The 18,291-nt window shown below is 36.5% G+C and carries 19 protein-coding genes; all 19 read right to left on the bottom strand.

Annotation, left to right across the window (positions count from 1 at the left end; all coding sequences use genetic code 11):
- Nucleotides 1–72 precede the first annotated feature (72 nt).
- Nucleotides 73–906, bottom strand: coding sequence for a flagellin (locus ACQKP0_RS20525; protein ID WP_427407706.1), 834 nt, complete (start codon nt 904–906; stop codon nt 73–75).
- Nucleotides 907–1,055: 149 nt separating this feature from the next.
- The gene (gene csrA / locus ACQKP0_RS20520) at nt 1,056–1,283 is read right to left on the bottom strand and encodes a carbon storage regulator CsrA (protein WP_427407705.1); all 228 of its coding nucleotides are present in this window, start codon (nt 1,281–1,283) and stop codon (nt 1,056–1,058) included.
- Between the two features lie 4 nt (nt 1,284–1,287).
- A complete protein-coding gene (gene fliW / locus ACQKP0_RS20515) occupies nt 1,288–1,725 on the bottom strand; it encodes a flagellar assembly protein FliW (protein WP_427407704.1) in 438 nt (145 codons plus the stop codon).
- 10 nt (nt 1,726–1,735) lie between these two features.
- Nucleotides 1,736–2,329 (bottom strand): DUF6470 family protein, encoded by a 594-nt coding sequence (locus ACQKP0_RS20510; RefSeq protein ID WP_427407703.1) that lies wholly within the window; start codon nt 2,327–2,329, stop codon nt 1,736–1,738.
- Nucleotides 2,330–2,371: 42 nt separating this feature from the next.
- Nucleotides 2,372–3,280 carry a flagellar hook-associated protein FlgL gene (gene flgL / locus ACQKP0_RS20505; protein WP_427407702.1) on the bottom strand — a complete coding sequence of 303 codons (909 nt, stop codon included), beginning with the start codon at nt 3,278–3,280 and terminating at the stop codon, nt 2,372–2,374.
- Between the two features lie 15 nt (nt 3,281–3,295).
- Nucleotides 3,296–4,942 (bottom strand): flagellar hook-associated protein FlgK, encoded by a 1,647-nt coding sequence (flgK, locus tag ACQKP0_RS20500; RefSeq protein ID WP_427407701.1) that lies wholly within the window; start codon nt 4,940–4,942, stop codon nt 3,296–3,298.
- A 22-nt stretch (nt 4,943–4,964) separates the two neighbouring features.
- On the bottom strand, nt 4,965–5,450 hold the full coding sequence (locus tag ACQKP0_RS20495) for a flagellar protein FlgN (protein WP_427407700.1): 486 nt from the start codon (nt 5,448–5,450) through the stop codon (nt 4,965–4,967).
- A 109-nt stretch (nt 5,451–5,559) separates the two neighbouring features.
- Nucleotides 5,560–5,997: a YaaR family protein gene (locus ACQKP0_RS20490; protein WP_427407699.1), complete on the bottom strand. Its 438-nt coding sequence runs from the start codon at nt 5,995–5,997 to the stop codon at nt 5,560–5,562.
- Between the two features lie 271 nt (nt 5,998–6,268).
- The gene (locus ACQKP0_RS20485; RefSeq protein WP_427407698.1) at nt 6,269–8,053 is read right to left on the bottom strand and encodes a flagellin; all 1,785 of its coding nucleotides are present in this window, start codon (nt 8,051–8,053) and stop codon (nt 6,269–6,271) included.
- Between the two features lie 3 nt (nt 8,054–8,056).
- Nucleotides 8,057–8,509: a flagellar export chaperone FliS gene (gene fliS, locus ACQKP0_RS20480; RefSeq protein ID WP_427407697.1), complete on the bottom strand. Its 453-nt coding sequence runs from the start codon at nt 8,507–8,509 to the stop codon at nt 8,057–8,059.
- Nucleotides 8,510–8,716: 207 nt separating this feature from the next.
- A complete protein-coding gene (locus ACQKP0_RS20475) occupies nt 8,717–9,016 on the bottom strand; it encodes an EscU/YscU/HrcU family type III secretion system export apparatus switch protein (protein WP_427407696.1) in 300 nt (99 codons plus the stop codon).
- Nucleotides 9,017–9,018: 2 nt separating this feature from the next.
- Nucleotides 9,019–11,472 (bottom strand): hypothetical protein, encoded by a 2,454-nt coding sequence (locus tag ACQKP0_RS20470; protein WP_427407695.1) that lies wholly within the window; start codon nt 11,470–11,472, stop codon nt 9,019–9,021.
- A 111-nt stretch (nt 11,473–11,583) separates the two neighbouring features.
- The gene (flgM, locus tag ACQKP0_RS20465) at nt 11,584–11,850 is read right to left on the bottom strand and encodes a flagellar biosynthesis anti-sigma factor FlgM (RefSeq protein ID WP_427407694.1); all 267 of its coding nucleotides are present in this window, start codon (nt 11,848–11,850) and stop codon (nt 11,584–11,586) included.
- Nucleotides 11,851–12,216: 366 nt separating this feature from the next.
- Nucleotides 12,217–12,612, bottom strand: coding sequence for a TIGR03826 family flagellar region protein (locus ACQKP0_RS20460; RefSeq protein ID WP_427407693.1), 396 nt, complete (start codon nt 12,610–12,612; stop codon nt 12,217–12,219).
- 70 nt (nt 12,613–12,682) lie between these two features.
- Nucleotides 12,683–13,390 carry a phosphoribosyltransferase family protein gene (locus ACQKP0_RS20455; RefSeq protein WP_427407692.1) on the bottom strand — a complete coding sequence of 236 codons (708 nt, stop codon included), beginning with the start codon at nt 13,388–13,390 and terminating at the stop codon, nt 12,683–12,685.
- Nucleotides 13,383–14,816, bottom strand: a complete 1,434-nt coding sequence (locus ACQKP0_RS20450; RefSeq protein ID WP_427407691.1) for a DEAD/DEAH box helicase — start codon at nt 14,814–14,816, stop codon at nt 13,383–13,385. The genes ACQKP0_RS20455 and ACQKP0_RS20450 overlap by 8 nt, the downstream gene beginning before the upstream one ends.
- A gap of 135 nt (nt 14,817–14,951) precedes the next feature.
- Nucleotides 14,952–15,794 (bottom strand): DegV family protein, encoded by an 843-nt coding sequence (locus ACQKP0_RS20445; protein WP_427407690.1) that lies wholly within the window; start codon nt 15,792–15,794, stop codon nt 14,952–14,954.
- A gap of 395 nt (nt 15,795–16,189) precedes the next feature.
- Nucleotides 16,190–17,086: a phosphogluconate dehydrogenase (NAD(+)-dependent, decarboxylating) gene (gene gnd / locus ACQKP0_RS20440; protein ID WP_427407689.1), complete on the bottom strand. Its 897-nt coding sequence runs from the start codon at nt 17,084–17,086 to the stop codon at nt 16,190–16,192.
- Nucleotides 17,087–17,276: 190 nt separating this feature from the next.
- Complete coding sequence (locus tag ACQKP0_RS20435) at nt 17,277–17,846, bottom strand: hypothetical protein (protein WP_427407688.1); 570 nt, start codon at nt 17,844–17,846, stop codon at nt 17,277–17,279.
- Between the last annotated feature and the right edge of the window lie 445 nt (nt 17,847–18,291).

Here is an 18,291-nt window from a genome sequence, read left to right as displayed (position 1 = left end):
CTTTTGGAAAAATTAACTATTTTATAAACGAAAAGGAATGGGATTTCCATTCCTTTTTTGCATTTATTTTTATTAACGTAATAATTGTAATACACCTTGTGGTTGTTGGTTAGCTTGTGCCAACATTGCTTGAGCAGCTTGAGAAAGGATAGAGTTTTTAGTTTGCGCCATCATTTCTTTCGCCATGTCTACATCACGGATGCGAGATTCAGCTGCAGTCAAGTTTTCACTTGCAGTGCTAAGGTTATTGATTGTATGTTCTAATCTGTTTTGAACTGCACCTAAATAGCTTCTTCCTGATGAAACTGATGCAATTTGAGTATCAAGCGTTGTTAATGCACCATCAGCTCCTGTTTGTGTAGAGATATCAATTGCTTTAACTGCAGTTTCAACAGCAGTTAAATCTACACCTGCTGTGTCCAATTTAAGATCCATTGATTGACCATTATTTGCACCTACATGAAGCTTAATTACACCATTAGTACCAGCTGACTTATCTAACAAATTCATTGTATTGAATTGAGTTGTATCCATAATTCTTTTAACTTCTGTTGATAACTGATCAAATTCATCCTTTAGAGCCGTTCTATCAGCAGACACGTTTGTGTCTGAAGCTGATTGTACTGCAAGTTCCCTTTGTCTTTGAAGAATTGAATGTACTTCATTTAATGCGCCTTCAGCAGTCTGAATTAAAGAGATACCGTCTTGAGAGTTCTTAGAAGCCATATCCAACCCACGAATTTGTCCACGCATTTTTTCAGAGATTGCTAGACCTGCAGCATCATCTCCTGCACGGTTAATACGAAGACCCGAAGATAATTTCTCCATTGATTTAGATTGTGCATTTGTTGCACTTGTTAGTTGACGGTGTGTGTTTAACGCCGCAATATTATGATTGATAATCATTTAATTTTCCTCCTTGAATGTACAGCCCACATCCTTGTGAACTATGTAAATAGTTTTCGAGAAACGAAAGTCGGCCGTCCTTCCATCTCTCTCTTACACACTTTATATCGACACTTTTCGAGAAGGTTTTATAGTTTTTATTAAAAAAATTATTCTTTTTTTGTTTTTGGTAAAAGAGATAAAAGATTGGAGATATCTTTGGATGCTTCATTGTTTTCAGCTTGTATACCTAAGTAAACTTCCTTGCGGTGGATTTCCACATTTTTTGGTGCGTTGATACCGAGTTTGACTTGATCGCCTTTGATGGCAGTAATCGTGATTTCGATGTTGTCACCGATTTGGATGGTTTCGCCTTTTTTTCGTGAAAGAATTAACATCTCCTCACCCCTTTACTGGCTGCTCAAAGAGCGGATGTTTGATTTTGTAAATGGTATCATTTAAGATGACTTGTTTCGCTTCATTGTTTTTTACATTTAGTATTACGGGTGCTTGAAGATTAGCACTTGTTTTTTCAAATGGGTCTTGTAAAGTGACAATTGCGAATACGCTGACATCCTCTTGGTTTTTAATTGCTAACTGTTCGATGGTACTGTCATCAAGTTCAAATTCATATTTTTCAATAAAGCTAAAAGGACTGGTTAGAACAAATGCTAGTTCTGGTGTTTCAACAGATTGCATAATAGTAAAAAGGTTTTGGTCGGGCATGGCTAATAAGATAAATTGCTTCTCATCAGGAAATCCCGGAATTCCTTTTGTAAAGTGGAGGATTTCTTTTTCGTTTATTTCTATTTCACCATGATAGCGTGTTTGGATTTGCATCAAATCACTCCTAAATTTCTAGTTCATAATTGATTCCAACATATTTTAATTTAGCAAAGTCAATTTTCAGGTTCTGATATTGTTTTATTCTGATATCAACATTTCCTCGCTGATAATCGATGATTGGTTTTCTTATATTGGTTTGATTAATAGGCTTATGAGTATTCCATTGAATATTGAGCTTTGCTGGTTCAAAATCAATTTTAACACTGCCTGCTTTTGGGACATAGCCGATATTGAAATCAAAGGTTGGGAAGAGTTTTCCATTTTCCTTTGCAAGGCTTGCAACAGGATTTCCTTTGTTTTCTATCTTCATCAGCCAATCGCCTTCTTGTGTTCTTCTTGCGATTCCATTAAGCCATTCCTGATATCCATTTTGGGCAAATTCTGCGATTCTTCGTCGTATAGATTTTAAATCGACATCTGCTCGTGCCTCTGTTTGGTCAATGAAGAGCCTGCCAGGTACCTGATCAATATTTAATTCGGCCGGTGGCTGCTGAATGTCCATGTCTGGACCTGGTTGTTCAATTGTTTGCTTTGCTGGCATAGTGGTTAAATCGATTTGTGCCATTTGCGATTGTATTCGTATTTGCGGGAAATTCATGCTATTCACCTCTAGTAAAAAAGCTATCCAAAAAGATAGCTTTTAGCGTAAAAAGTCCATTAATGATGGTTGAATAATTCGTGCACCCATTCCTAATATGGCACGCTGTACAGATTCTTGTACTACTAAGTCAGTTATCACTTTTTCCATATCCACATCTTCGTTTTCTGACATCATTTTTGTTGCTAAAGTTTCTTGTTGATCGATGCGGTCTTCCATTAACTCGACACGATTACTGCGTGCACCTATTGTAGCGCGTTCATTAATTAATGAATTAATGTTCTTATCTAGAGTTTTTAAATCATCTGCTAAATCGACTGAAGTATTTTCCGGCTTTAATTTATCTAGTAATTTATTCAGATCACTGAATAAGTCTTTCGAAAACACTTTTGTTGGATCGGAGTTCACTTCAACATAAATTCCTTTTCCAAGCTCAAGCTTCACAGATTCATTATTTGTTGATACTTCATAGATGGGGTTGCCATCTGCATCAAGCTTGTTTCCAGTAATATCACCTACTGGGGGTGTTAATGTTTCTGTTCCATTAAATAAATATTTGTCTCCCACTCTGGAATTAGCAATTTCCTTCAATTGATCCCGTAGCTGTTCAATTTCTTTCGCTATCGAATCTCTCTGATTCCCTTCCAACGTTCCAGTATTCGCTTGGACAGTTAATTCACGAATTCGCTGTAATGCTTTTGTTGCTTGATCCAATGCTGCATCGGTATTGTCAAGCCAGTTATGAGCCTCTGAGAAGTTGCGTTTATACTGCTGTCCTTCCATTAGATTTGTACGGTAAGCAATTCCTTTCATCGCTACAACTGGGTCATCGGATGGACGTGTTATTTTCTTTTGTGTGTTCATTTGCTCTGAGATTTTTCCCATTTTGTCATAGCTTTGGTTAATATGTTTTAAAAAATTATTGGATAGCATTGATTGGGTTACGCGCATTTATGTTTCACTCCCTTATCTTCCACCTAGGCCCATGCCATTGATAATCTTGTCTAGCATTTCGTCAACGATGGTAATATTTCGTGCGGATGCATTGTATGCTTGTTGAAATTTAATTAAGTTAATCATTTCTTCATCTAGTGAGACCGAGCTGACAGATTGTCGTTTATCATCTACTGATTGTGCAAGTGTTGCACTATTTGCAGTTAAACGATTTGCCTGTTGTGCTTCAACACCAAGCTTACCGATGATTCCTTGATAGTTGGTACTAATCGTTCCTGACTTGAATGGCAGGTTGAGACTGCTTAGATCTATAGTTTTTTGATTATCGAATCCTTCTAGTGTAATGGATCCTGATAAATCAAAGCCTTGAATTTTTGCTAGATTGATTGCATTCGTTCCGTTCCCGGATTCTACTTTTCCATCAGCATTCACCGCTGTAGAAGCTGCAATCATATCATTCGTGATGGCATCATTTAGTTTGATCGCTCCTGCAGCACCTTTATAATCGGTAATTCCATCAAATTTGAAGAAATCCTCACCTTTATTTCCATTCAAATCATAGCCTTCATTATGAATCTTATTAAAAACAGTTCCAAATGTGTATGCCAGCTTATCCAATTGATCAAGCATATCAGGATAAATACCTTTTATTACATCCTTTGGTATTCCGTTTTCGATTACCGTGTCTTTATACCCATAGCTTTCGATTAATCCGCGAAGTTTTCCTTGCGCTAGTCCGACCTGTCCATCTTTAGAGAACTTCACTTCTGTTCCACCTATGAGCAATGCCTCAATAACTCCATCTGTAGGTGGTTGATCTAAAGTACCATCCCCATCGCTGTCAAAGCCGCCTTTAATTCCAAAAGATTGATAATTACTGCCTTGGACCAAATAAATTTCTTGTCCATTCGGGTTTATCATTTTTATATTATAGATTCCTTCAGCAATGGAAGAAGGCTTTCCGCCGCTTGGAGTTGTTTCTACTTTAATATTTACATATGATGAGAGTTCATCTACTAATCGATCACGTTCATCATATAAATCATTTGGCAGATATCCATGTGGTTCTACTTCAGAGATTTGTTTATTCACTTTGCTTATTTGATCAAGAATGGAATTAATGTGTTTAATAGAAACACTAATTTCATTGCCTATGTTCTTTTGCGTTCCGATAATGGAATCACTTAAATAATGAAATGTTTCTGCAACCGCTTGTCCGCGCTGTAATACAACGGATCTTGCTCCATCATTTTCTGGATTAACACTTAAGTCCTGTAATGACTGCCAAAATTGACCTAAGGATGAAGAAAGTCCTGTATCACTTGGTTCATTCATAATATCTTCCATTTTTGCTAATGAATCTGCCCTTTGATTCCAATAGCCAAGCTTATTGTTTTCACCACGAAATTGTACATCTAAAAATGATTCACGTACACGCTGTACAGAACCCGCTGTTACACCTGTCCCCATTTGACCAGGAATTTGCGGACGATTCATTGAAGCGGATGGATAAGCCTCTGTTGCTTGAAAATTAATACGTTGCCTTGTGTATCCTAATGTATTGGCATTTGATATATTTTGACCTGTTATGTAAAGAGCATTCTGCTGGGTTGTCATCCCACGTTTAGCTGTTTCTAATCCATGAAAAGTGGAAATCATCGTATTCCCTCCGTTTTATCTGTTAAACCTTCGAATTAAATAATGGTATTGAGGGCATCTGAGCCGTTTGCTCATTCGGTCTGCCGTAGTTCATCGTATCTGGTATTGGTTGAAGGATGTCCAATGTCATATTGACGAATTGTAATGATTGATAGGTAAGCATTTGATTTAATTCATTTTGGTTTTTTAATTTTTCAATACTAGTTACAAGATTGGTTTGAAGTGTTGTCAGCTTGTCCTTATGCTTTTCAGATGCAGCTGCAATACAGTCTGACAGTGTAGTTTCTGAATCATCTTCTGTTCCTAGTAAATGCTTAGCTGCTTCCAGTCGTTTAGCTTCCATCGTATGAATCGCTGCAACAAAGGTTTGTTCATCTTTAAGGATCGATTGAAGACCTTCCATATCACCTTTTTTTATGTATTCTGTTTTTAATATGGCAAGATCATATAGTTTTTCGTGGAGCTTCTGCAGCTTATCTAACGTATCTATTAATGCTTCGGTTGACACGGAAATACCTCCTTTCTATTATTAGAGTCGATATATAAGTAAGAAGGATCAGAGTATTTTAGTAAGTTCATATATTTCTATTCTTTTTATCGACAAAAAAACAAAATTTTTAAGTATATATATTAATTATTAGTCCTTGAATTTCTCCAACTAAATTAAGAATTTCTAATCCCTTTTGTTCTTTTTCAAGTACTTTGTTTGCTAAATCAACAAGCTTGGAATCGACTTGTTTAACGATTTTATATATTTTCGAACGCCCACGCCAATTTAGTCCGCGCTGTTCTTCTAGCTTCAAACCATTATTGACAGCATCCTCCATAAAAGATTTTACTAGTTTCTTATATTTGCGAAAGTCTTCGATTGTTCTAGACTTTGCCAGTTTTTGACCTTGATCCTCGATATCCTTCATTAGCTTAGTCATTCTTTCTAAAGCGATGTTTTCCCGTCCTTTTGCCATCACTTCTGAAAATGAAACCGATTCTGCTGCAACCTGTTCCTTTTTCTGCAGTTTATTCAAACCTATTTTATCTACTTTTCCTACTTCCATATATAACACCTCTAACAGCTTTTTCTAGATATTTTAAATGATTTTACATATTGAAAGGCTTTGTTTATGGTTATTATTGATAATAATTACCTTGTATGGAATGCGTGAAGCGATTTCTTTACATAGTAAAACTAGCTGAACGCATACCATACAGGTTTTTATTAGAAACAACAACATTGTTTAACAAAGCCGATAGAAAAAATACAGAAGAGATTTTTCCTGTACAAAAAAATGAGGTGGAGTCCTAAATGTCCTCCCCCCATGTTAAACATTATTTCAATAATTGTAAAATTCCTTGCGGAAGCTGGTTGGCTTGTGCCAGCATTGCTTGTCCAGCTTGATTTAGAATGTTATTTTTCGTAAAGTTCGTCATTTCCTTTGCCATATCAAGATCACGAATTCGTGATTCGGCAGAAGTTAAGTTTTCATTGGCATTTTGTAAATTTGAAACCGTATGTTCTAAACGGTTCTGAATAGCACCAAGTTTACTGCGTTGTTCTGATACTTTCTGAATAGCTTTGTCAAAAATTGTAATCGCCGCACTTGCTCCATCTGCAGTCGTAACATCAACACCTTTAGCAGCTTTTACTCCAGGTGTGGTTATCGGATTACCTTTCTCATCGCATCCGATACCTAAACTAGCTGCATCCATAATTCCCAATGATACTTTTAATGTTTCTCCACTATTAGCACCAATTTGGAATTCTATAGAAAGCTCTTTATCTTGGTTATTTTTAAAATTATTATCTGTGATAGCTATTTCTAATCCATTCGTTCCTGAATTAAAACCTTTTCCATCATCTGTTTTATTCGTAGCAAGTACAAGTGTATTCCCTACTACTTTATGCGAAGTTAAAGCAGGCACTGGCTGTGTAGGATCATTGGATGCTGTTGTTAAGATATCATCGATTTCTTTTAAAATGGAGAAAACATCTTTATCAGTAATATCAATAATCGCATTACTTCCACCTGTGTAGCCTCCAGGAGTCGTTCCAAATTTAATGATTAAACCATCGATTTGTATTTGATCTCCATCTTGAGGTATTTTTGAAAATGGAAGCGTAATTGATTTTGCAGTTGCTTCGTCAGAGCCTACTATATGATCAATTGGATTAGATGTGGCTGGATCAATGATAGTTAGCCCTGTAACATTTGATGAAACCCCAATCTTATCTGCATCTGCAGGAGACATGTTCTTAGATGTTACAAGGGTAAGTTTTCCAATTTCGATAACACCATCATTTTTATTATCATTATTGCTGGCTTTAATAATCTTACTTTGATCGAATGTCTCGTCATTTTTATTAATCGCAGATGCTAATTTGTCCATTAATTCATTAATATTATTTACTGCATTATCATCATTTTTTGTATTGATCCAATTAACATTTACTGCGATATTTCCATTTTCCTGAATACCTTTCTTTGCGCCAGTTGTATCGATTTCATAAGTTTTGCCATTAATAACAAATGTCATTCCATCAATTTCATTGCTTGTTAATTTACCGACATCTATTGAAAAATCCAATTCAACACTTGCAGGCTTTGTTGGATCTGCAGTCACAACTCCTTGCCAAGTTCCATCTCCTGCATAGGAAACTTGATTGGAAGATACATCTGCAAATGCCCGGCCTTGTTCACTTCCTCTAAACAGCTTCTTCTGGTTAAATTGAGTAGTATCCGCAATACGATCGACTTCGTATGTAAGTTGATCAATTTCTGACTGTATTGCCTCTTGATCCTGTGTTTCTAATGTGCCATTTGCTGCTTGAACAGAAAGTTCCCTCATTCTTTGTAGGATGCTATGTACTTCGTTTAATGCACCTTCTCCGGTTTGTATGAGGGAAACTGCATCTAATGAATTTCGTTCCGCCATATCTAGACCACGAATTTGGGAACGCATTTTTTCTGAGATCGCTAGACCTGCTGCATCATCAGCTGCACGATTAATTCTTAGCCCTGAAGATAATTTCTCAAGACTTTTAGAAGTACTTCCCATCGTTTGATTTAAATTGCGATAAGCATTTAATGCTTGAATATTATTATTGATTCTCATTAATTATTTCTCCCCTACAAATGAATTTACTGGTTGTTCGGATGTCAAAATATTTTTTTCATATGCGTTTGTTTGTTTATGTATAATCGATTGAATGTGACTCGGTTTACCTTTCAATGCCTGGTTCCAGGCGTCTGCTAATTGTTCAACAATCTCTAATACTTCTTTGATAACCGATCGATTTTTATAAAGGTTTCCTTCAACTAACCTATTAGCCATATAATTGTATAGTGTATCTAACTGGTTCGCGATGACACCTGCTTCATAATTGATGCCAACTCCTAATCTTTCAAGGATGTCATTCGCTTTTTGGAGCTTTTGATTTGTCGTAATAAAGTCGTCTTTTTCTAATTCATTGAGTGCTTCTGTCAAATTATCTATAAGTGCCTCATATAATAATGAGGTTATTTCCTGTGAGGATTTTTGATATATCCAGTCTTCATTAAGGATTTCCATGTGTCATTCCTCCTACAATTTTTATATCGGATTTACCGCCAATTTATTTAAGTATTTTCGCAAAGATTGTAAAAATCTTAATGCCGATTTTTACGTGCTGCTATTTGGTATAAGTGCTAATAAGCTAATATAGCTATGATTCTCCGCTCTTTTCGTAAAAAAAGATTTTCGATTCAAGAGCAACAAAGTTTACGAAAAGAGCCTTAATTAATAATTTTTTTCTATTTCTTCAATTAAGAGCAGTATTTCAGCGATGACCGAATATAGTTGTGGAGGGACATTTTCTCCTAAATCAATATCCAAAAGATTTTGAACGAGACTCTCATCCTCTTGCATCTTTATATCATGCGCTTTGGCAAGTTCAATAATTTTCTTTGCTACATGGCCTGTCCCTTGAGCAACAACAGTTGGAGAACCCTCCATATCTTTATCATAACGAATGACCGCTGCGGAAGGCCCATTGATTTTTTTTCGATTTTTCTGGTTAAAATAGTGAGTATTTGACATCATCATATTGTAAAATCATATCCTCTATCACTAGATTTCGTTCGTTCTGATTGTTTTGGCATTGTGTTTTCGTTCTTTTCAGCGCTTGTTAAACGAGTAAATTGAATATTTCCGATCGTATATCCCATTTCTGTTAATCGTTCTTTCGCTTTTTCAGCAAGAGGCTCTACTTTTTCTTTAAATCCTATTCGATCATTTTTGAGTGTAAATGAGAGATTACGATTTTGGGATGTTAATAAAATTCCAAACTCACCAAGCTTTTTTGTTTCTAGAAGAAAATATAGGCTGCAATTTTCCCAATCTATTTTCTCCGAATTATTTCTAGAATTAATATAAACCTTCACGTTTTCTAATTGATCCTTCATTAAGTATGGGATCGTCAACATCATACTTTGAAGTCCGTTGTAATCCGTTTTACTTAGCAATTGTTGACCTGTTAATTGCTGTAATATGTTTTCAGCAGATTTCGAATAATTTTCTTGGGCATCTGATTCCATTAATTTCATTAAAATATTTTTCATTGAATGGTTTAAATCTTCTTGAGAATGTCCCTTTGTCACTATAGAGTGTGCTTGTTCAGCTTCATAGGTTAATCCCATTTGCCGCAGGAATTCTAAAGTATGTCTTGCAGATGGAGCTTGCTTCATCTCCTGTATCGACTGATCCATCGTATGAACTAGTCTTTCATTTAATGATGGCTTTTCAATGTTTAGTAACTCATTGGAAACAAAATGTTTCACTCTAACATCTGACGGTTTATATATTAATTTTTCCATCATATTTTTCACTTCTGCAATGATTTTACTAGCTCCGCCTATATCCCCATTTGAAAGCATTTTCTTCGCTTCACTTAACTTGGTACTTGCATTCATTAGTTTTTTTTCTGTCTCCATATCGGTATAGAGCATGAAATCGCTTTTTAAAATAGCATTATCTAATTGTTTGATTGTTGTTTCAAGCAGTGGTTTTACTTGACTAGTTGACCGCTGTTGGAATGTATCAAGCAGTGATAGCATTGTTTGCAGACTTTGTGTAATGTTCCTTTTTACTTCTTTAAAATCAATTGCAGCTTGCGATAATTTTTTTGTAATCGTTGTGACGATTATATCTTTAGATTGTAAAGGGATTCCTTCTAATAGATCATCAGAGATTTGAAAATCTGTACTACCCCCTTGTATATCTTTATGAGAGGCACCTATTTCGTTTTCTAATTGGTTAAACGTACCCATCAATTCACTTCTTGCAGATATTTCTTTTCCCTTATTCGCATGCTGCTCTGCCGTGTTAATTGATTGTTGAATCATCTCTAACTGTTCATCATTTAAACCAGAAGCATCCAATAATTGAAATTTGATCGTTTCCAATACTTTATTTATATTGGGCTGCTTTTGGATCATTTTAATCATTTCAGAGATGTTCGGGAAATTACTTTCAGAATTTATAGGTAATCTACTATTATGAATAACTTGATTTAATAAATTTTTGGATATTTGATCTAGTTTAACTATATCCTTTAGATCTTTTGAATTGGATAGTTCCTTCATAAATTGGGATTGAAGCTTTTCTACTATTTGTTTTATATCGTTTCCTTGTAGAAGTTCTTTTTTTATTCCGTTCAATGCCGCCAATTTTTGGGGATCTTTTACCATTGATTGTAGTTTTTCAATCGTTTGGATCAGTTTATCGACTCCTACACGATGGAGTTGTTCAGCTTGGCTAAGTGCCTTTTCTATCTCTTTTGAAATGACTGAATCCTTTGAAGGATTTATGCTTAATTCTTTTTTTAACTGTTCAATCGCTTTTAAAAAATCTGTATTTTGATCAGATAAGCGATTATCCTCAGCTTTATTTGAATAAGGATTAACTTCTCTTTCAACATTAAATTTATAATCCGGTTTTATTTCATCTATTAAATCATTTAAAGAATGACTCAATGATTCACTATGTAGAGTTGCATGAACGGCATTTATTTGAACAGAAGTAAAGTCCAAACGTTTATTTGCCATCGCAGTAAGCGTTTCAAGCTTTGGTTCAATTGTACCAGTTGCTTTCTCAATAAAATTTTCAATATTCTTAATCGACTCTTGATCAAGAGAGATCCCTTTTTCAAGAATCAGTCCCACTGCTTTTTTTAGATCATTCGAGAGTGGAAATTCTGACTGAATTGGACGTCTTGAATCTATAGTTGGAGATGGAATCGATTGTTTTGATGAGGTTAACACCTTAACTACTGGAATTGACTGATTAGAATCTATTATTTGTACTGTCGCCCTATTACTTGCAGGCATCTCCCCTTGAACAGTTACTTTCACATCTTGACCATTTATTTGTAAAATTGCTTCGTTATTCGGTAGCTTTTCTTTTATATTTACGTTATAAACATCATCTGTTTTTAAGTTGATGGTTTTGTCTCTAGGAATGACAGTTGATAATTTTGAGTCATTAATTACATTCATTTTTTCACACTCCAAGTAGCAAGAAGTTACTTCTTATTTTGATAAAGTTTGAACATCATAATATAGCGCTAAAAGAAAAAAGATGATACTCTCCCATCATCTTTTTCCAATTTATTTCCCAGAATAGAATTTCATTATACTTTCAGCAGTTTGCTTTGGATCAGGCTTGTATTGTCCGTTCTCAATTTGGTTTTTTAATTGTTCAATTTTGGCTTGACGTTCTTTTTCAATGCTTGACCCTTGCAGCATTTCTTTAGCCGCACCAGATATTTCTACTTTATCTATATTCTTTTTATTCTGGTTTGCGATTTGATTTAATTGATTCTTTTGTTGATTATATGGATTGATTCTCGATGAACCATAGTTATTAATTTTCATTGCATTACGCTCCTTTCAACTGAACGTATTCTTATCTAATAATTATATCGGTCAATTTCATGTAAGTTTTATAGTTGATTTTTCCCATTTATTAAGAAAAGCGCAAGCGCCTTGCTCATCGACGTACGGTCTGGGAAAATTGGCAGTAAAATTTTCCTTGGAGGGACTTCGACTGAGATAAAAGAAACACGATGAGCCCCTAAAGGGCGAATCGATGTTGACTTATCGTAGGGAGGAGTCCTGAAGTACGCTAGTCGATAGGCGCTGGAGCTAGACATAGCAGACACTTTTCATGTCTAATAGCCTTAGTAAATTTTATACTTTTTTATCTTTTAAAAAATCCAAACAGTGTGTTTGGATTCGCTTTTATTGACTATGATAGGTTTGATTGTGAATTTGTTCTTTTCGTATTTTTTCTTTTTCATGAATTTCAAGATCGTTCTGTATTGTGCTTATACAATTGGTACAGAGCTTGCCTTCACGTATGATTGTACCACATTTCGCACAAGGATAACCAAGGTTCGGAAATCTGGTGAGCTGCAGGCGTCCTTTTCGTATCCATTTAAAAATTAATTCTTCGTCTACACCCGTTTTCTCAACTACTATGTCTTTCGTCGCAGAACGATTTTCCTGTTTCTTTAGAAACGTATATACGATTTCGTATTTTTTTTCTTCTTCCTTATAGCATTTTTCACAAACATCGCGGAAGCTGTTTCGAACATATAGTGTACCACATCTCGGACAATTTTGAAGTTCTGCCATCCGTCTTCTCCTCCTAGTACTTTCACTTTCTATCTATTATATCGGATAATTGGACAATATTGTTAATCACTTATCCTCGGGCAATTGTTATTGCTTTCACGGTGCTTGCTCCTGCTATTTTTAATTGTTTTGCGGCATGTCTTAATGTAGAGCCTGTTGTATAAATATCGTCAAACAAAATAATGTTTTTTCCTTTCATAGATGTATCATCTTTTAAGTGAAAAACTTGATCGATGTGGATTCGTTCTTGACGTGATTTCTTTGATTGTTTTTCAGAATGGATCCTTGTTAGGATTGCCGCTGTTTGCAGCTCCGCTTCATGGGCAAGTGCGATGGCTTGGTTGAAGCCTCTTTCTTGTTGACGTTCTTTGCTGAGGGGAATTGGAATAATAACATCATATGTCATGGATGAGAGGGTATTTTTTATCTTTTGTGAAAAAATTTTTGCTAGTACATAATCGCCTCTGAATTTGAAACGGGCGATCAGCTCCTTCAGAAACTCGTTGTATTCATATAAGGAAATATTTTTTTCAAGGATACCTGACCACTCGGGATCAGCTTCCCAACGATGACAATCGAGGCAGATATTATCTTTGATGTATTCGCTTGATAGCTTTTCGAGTGACCGGCTGCATGTTTGGCAGGTTAGGCCTTTGATTGGATGAAGCTTTTTATTACAGTCATCACATAAATATTTCGGTGACGGCTGTATGATAATTGATTTCCATGTGAGTTCAAAATGAATGGGTATATGACAATAATGGCATTGGTTACCCATCGATTAACCCCCTTTCTTTTGCTTCCTTGTTCATTTCAATAATATGTTTGTACGCTTTATTCATTGCTTTTGTTCGTCCATAGTGAAAGAAAGTAATCGTCCCGGTTGGATGCTGTGCGCTTCTGCCGACCCTTCCAGAGATTTGCACGAGTGCAGCTTCGGTAAAAATACCATCCTCAGCCCCAACGACTGCAACATCGATATTAGGAAAGGTAACACCTCTTTCTATTATAGTGGTGGTTAATAAGATTGGGGTTTCTTTATTTCGCATTCTTTCAACTTTCGCTTTGCGGTCCCGGTCTTCTGCGTGGACTGTTTCAATTTTCGGATGGAGTCTTTGAAAGTATTTAGCGGTCTTTTCCATCAGTTTGATGTTTGGAAGGAAAATGAGTGCTTGTTTTCCTTCTTGTAGTCTTGATTGGATCCAGTTCTCGATCATGGGTGGGATTTTCCCTTTTTCAAATGATTTTTTCCAGTTACCACACCAAGCGAATTCTGGAACTGGGAGTTGGTGACGGTGAAATCGGGCTGGGATAGTGACGTAGGAGCGTTTTCCGGTTTTGCAGTCTGATTGCCATTCTTCATTAGGCGTAGCTGTTAAGTAGATTTTTGCTGCATTTGGTTTGGCTGCCTTTTCGACTGCCCATTGGAGGGTTCGATCATAGGAATAGGGAAAAGCGTCTACTTCATCAACAATGACGACATCGAATGCTTCAAAGAATCGAAATAGTTGGTGAGTCGTTGTAATGGTGAGTGGTGCATATTTGTGACGGTCTTCACTACCACCGTAGAGGGCAGCTACGTCTATACTTGGGAATACTTTTTGAAAACGTGGTGCAAGTTCGAGTACAACATCTGTGCGGGGTGTAGCAATGCAAACCCGCAGGTTTTTGGATAATGCTTCGTTGATTCCTTCAAAGAGGATCTCAGTTTTTCCAGCGCCGCATACAGCCCAGATCAAAAGCTGAGATTTTGATAGGATAGCTGTTTTTACTTTTTCTGATGCGGTTTGCTGTCCTGGTGATAGTGAGCCCTCCCATTCGAGAGGTGAGTGAATGAATTGATTGAGTGGAGCTGGTCCTGTCCATTGGAGCAGCGAGGTACAGGTTGAGACTCGTCCCATCATAATACAGCTTCGACAGTAGGTACATTTCTTCTGGCATCTCGCGCAAGGGTACTCTGCAAAAAGGTGTGTAGTAGTATTTCCGCAGCGTTCACATTTTAGTTGGTTACCGCTTTGGATAATTCCTTGATTAGCGGTGATACAGCCATTTTCTTGATGTTGTTGGATGAGTTTTTCTGGGTAGGGTATTTCATCTAGGAGGAGCTTGCGGCCTGTGAGAAAGGTTTGTAATTCAGGGGAAATTACAGTTGGCAAGTATTCCACTCCTTTTATAAGACGCCATCCATTTTTGAATGGCGCCATTGTACTTATTGGTTGATTTCACATAGCGTATGCTATTTTGTGTTGTAGCTAACTGCGTATTCGAGGGCATCTTTTCGGAAAAATTGCTTTAATCTATAGTCGCACGCTAGATTTTCGATTAGAAAAAGAGGCTGCTTATTTTATCGTCCAAGTTAATCCCATGGCCCCTTCGCCCAGGTGGGTGGCAATGACTGGACCGAAATAGCTGATGGAAAAATCCACATTTGGATAAAGCTGTTCTAGTTCAGCTTTCCATTCCTTAGCATCTTCTTCACGATTTGCGTGAATAATTGATGCTTGGAGTGGTGTACCTTTGCTTGCATCTTCGCCTAATAATTCAACAATTCGATTCATCGCTTTTTTACGGGTACGGATTTTTTCAAATGGAACGATGACCTTGTCCACAAAATGAAGAATCGGTTTCACTTTGAGTAAGCTTCCGATAATGGCTTGAGCACTTGTAAGACGTCCTCCCCGCTGAAGATTGCTAAGATCGTCGACCATGAAATAGGCTCGTAACGATGCTTTCATTTCGTCTAGACGGGTAATAATTTCGTCAGGTGACTTTCCTTCAGCTGCCATTTTTGCAGCTTCGATTACGTAAAACCCTTGTGCCATACAGCTAATTTCAGAATCGTAGGCAAACACCTTTACCCCTTCGACCATTGTTCCCGCAGTAATAGCTCCTTGATAAGTGCCGCTGATACCGCTTGAAAGATGGATGCTGATAATCGTATCATAGTCCTGTGCTAACTTTTCAAATAATGCTACAAACTTCCCTGATGACGGCTGGGATGAAGTAGGTAATCGGTCTTTTCTTTTTAATTCTTCGTAAAATTGATCAGTGGTTAGGTCCATCTCTTCTTCATATGTTTCACCGCCAATTACGACACTTAGCGGAATCATATGTATGTTAAACTTTTCGCGGATGTCCTTTGGAATATAAGAAGTACTATCCGTTACTATAACTGTTTTCATTTTCTCTTAATCATCCTTAATTTAGTTTGTTTCCATTTTATTAAAAAATGACCAATTTGAAAAGTGAAATCGTTTTTATTTTGAAATCGAAATTCTTAATAATCGGTAGTTAAACATTGAGAAAGAGATATTTTTGGCTTTAATAGTAGGCTCTTTTCGTATAAATTGTTGTTTTTAGACTATAAACTTACAGACACTTGCTTTCCGCGGGGAGGGATGGGAGCCTCCTCGGCGTTACCGCCTGCGGGGTCTCCACTTCCCTCTTTTTCCCGCAGGAGTCAAGTGCCCTCCGCTACAATCAACTCAGATTGTTAATAAAATATCACTAAAAAAGCAACAAACTTTACGAAAAAAAGGCACTTAGTAACCTGAGGTTCTAAGTGCCAATAATGTACTTATTTTTCAACGACTGCGTGTCCGCCAAATTCGTTTCGAAGTGCTGCTACAACTTTACCTGTGAATGTATCGTCTTCTAAAGAACGGTAACGCATCATAAGGGATAAGGCAATGACAGGTGCTGCTGTTTGGAAGTCAAGTGCTGTTTCAACTGTCCATTTTCCTTCGCCTGAAGATTGCATTACACCTTTAATTTTTTCTAGCTTGCTGTCTTTTGAAAATGCATTTTCCATTAATTCCATTAACCATGAACGGATAACGGAACCATTGTTCCATACAGTTGATACCTTTTCATAATCGTAATCGAATGGGCTTTTTTCCAAAATATCAAAGCCTTCTGCGATTGCTTGCATCATTCCGTACTCAATTCCGTTATGTATCATTTTTAAGAAATGACCGCTTCCTGCTTTTCCAGTATAAAGATACCCTTTTTCAACAGAAATATCGCGGAATAAATTTTCAACCTGTGCGAACGCTTCTTGGTCTCCGCCAATCATCGTACAAGCCCCTTGTCTAGCTCCTTCAACACCGCCACTTGTTCCGCAGTCTAAATAGTGAACACCTTTTTCACTGGCGATATCGTAACGACGTAGAGAATCTTTGTAGTGCGCATTTCCTCCATCAATGAGAATATCACCTTCATCTAGCAATGGAAGCAGCTCCCCAAATACTTGTTCAGTAATGTCCCCTGCTGGTACCATTAACCAAAGCTTACGTGGACGATCTAGCTGTTTAACAAGCTCTTCTAGAGTGTATGCTCCTTGTCCACCTTCTTTAGAAATTTGATCAACTGAATCTTTATTTACATCAAATGCTGAAACGTTATATCCTTTATCGATTAGGTTTAATGAAAGTTGGTACCCCATTTTCCCTAATCCTACCATACCTATTTGCATATTATTTGCCGCCTTTCATCTTTTGTTTGCAATACTTTTATTATAGAAGAAAATTAATTCCGTGCAACTTTTTATTGTTTGGCACTGTTCGTAAGGCAAACTATACTGAACGTGTCTTTGTAAGCATTTATTGCATATAGTTTTTAACAGATCCTGATTTTTGGAAAAAATTGTTCAAGTTATTTATTTATTATTTTGTTTCCATGGCGTAGGTGGAGAAAATTTTCCACTTGCCATTTTCTTTTTTGAAAGTGTTAACTTGACGACTTAATTTTTCTACCTTTTTCTTGGATCCTTTTTCAGAAACAATCGTTTTCATTTGGGTAAATACGTTTGCCTCTGTGTCCTTATAATCAATGATGACGACATTTTCAGGGACTAATTTGATATTCATCGTATCAAACATCTTTTTTATGTAGTCTCGTTCATCCTCAATTTTAAATGAAGTAGAATTTTTAGAGAGAGTACCTATATAGCCATTTAAATCTTTCTTATTGAATGATTTGTAATGCTTATCTAAAACAGAAAGTATGGCTTTTTTCTCTTTTGCTGGGAGATTTTCCGGTTCTTTAATAGGAGGAGCAGCCTCATCATTTTTAGCTGTTGATCCCTTTGGATTGGCTTGTTGATTTTCTTGATTATTTTTCGTTACATTTGTATCGTTATTCGTTTTTGAACTTTCATCCTTCCCACATGCAGCAAGAAGTAAGCTATTCATAAGCATGAATATAAGGAAAAACTTCCATTTATTTATTTTCATGTTACACGACCTTCCAAAATTTAGATAAATTCGGTAGAGCTTTCCCCTAGTTAAACCAATCAGGCTTCTACAGGCAAATGTACTCCTGACAATATCTCTTTAATTGTCTACAAGTTTTGAGATGGGAGTCTTACTGTCCATTAAACGGGATAAATCTCTTCAAATCTCTATTTTAAAGAAAATCTGTTTACTAAACAACTAACATGGTCAAGAAGTAAAAAATCCTTCAAATTTACTGTGAAACTTATGTCACAATATTTATTGGTAACAAATAACATTTTGTCCGTCTCAGGCGGAAAAATACCCTAATTTTCCACGGGCGGTGCCTGACACCGATAATAGACACCGACAATCGAGTAGAGGGAAAATAATTTAATTATTTTCGCCCCTCTCACACCACCGTACGTACGGTTCCGTATACGGCGGTTCAATTTATATTACAGTG

The sequence above is a fragment of the Heyndrickxia sp. NPDC080065 genome (genome assembly GCF_050281185.1).
Classification (GTDB): domain Bacteria; phylum Bacillota; class Bacilli; order Bacillales; family Bacillaceae_C; genus Heyndrickxia.
This window is presented reverse-complemented; position numbering and strand designations above follow the sequence as displayed.